The organism is Acinetobacter sp. NIOH-H-8, assembly GCF_046635365.1.
Taxonomy (GTDB): Bacteria; Pseudomonadota; Gammaproteobacteria; order Pseudomonadales; family Moraxellaceae; genus Acinetobacter.
In genome coordinates this window covers 1-690 of sequence record NZ_JBHDVN010000122.1, presented here as the reverse complement: position 1 = coordinate 690, position 690 = coordinate 1, and the positions used below count along the sequence as shown (strand labels likewise).

General features: G+C 57.2%; 1 protein-coding gene. It reads right to left on the bottom strand.

Annotated elements, in window-relative coordinates; translation table 11 throughout:
• The coding region (gene dnaN / locus ACEWB7_RS17340; RefSeq protein ID WP_411581004.1) for a DNA polymerase III subunit beta at positions 1–690 on the bottom strand (690 nt) is incomplete at both ends.

The window sequence follows — 690 nt, the reverse complement described above, 5'->3', positions numbered from 1 at the left end:
CTTGAGGAGATCGCAACCTGCTTCCAGATGTTTGTCCGGGTTCTTCGGCAGAACGCGTCGGTAATCCGGGAAGCGACCATCCACCAGTTTCGAGGTGAAGATAAAGTCGCCAACGTGGGCGCGAATGTTGTTGCTGCCAATCTGCACGCGCAGCGGATTGTCGCCGCCGTCGAGCATACGCATCAGTTCAATCACGCCTTTACGCGGTACGATCACCGAATGGCTTGGCAAAGATTGACCAATTGGCATTGAACAGACCGCCAGACGGTGGCCGTCGGTTGCCACGGTGCGCAGTTCTTCACCTTCGGTTTCAAACAGCATACCATTTAAGTAATAGCGAACGTCCTGATGCGCCATAGAAAACTGGGTCGCTTCAATCAGGCGCTTCATCGTGGCCTGCGGCAGCGTAAATTCAACTTCGCTTTGCCAGTCGTCAAGATTCGGGAAATCGGCGGCAGGCAGCGTAGACAGCGAGAAGCGGCTACGGCCAGAACGCACCAGCATCCGATCGCCTTCCAACTGAACGGCAATCTCCGCGCCCTCCGGCAGGCCGCGGCAGATATCAAAGAATTTCCGCGCCGGCACGGTAGTGGCGCCTGGCTCATGCGGCTGAGAAAGCGTAACGCGCGCGACCATCTCCATTTCAAGATCGGTGCCGGTCAGAGAAAGCGTACCGTCCGCTACCTGGAG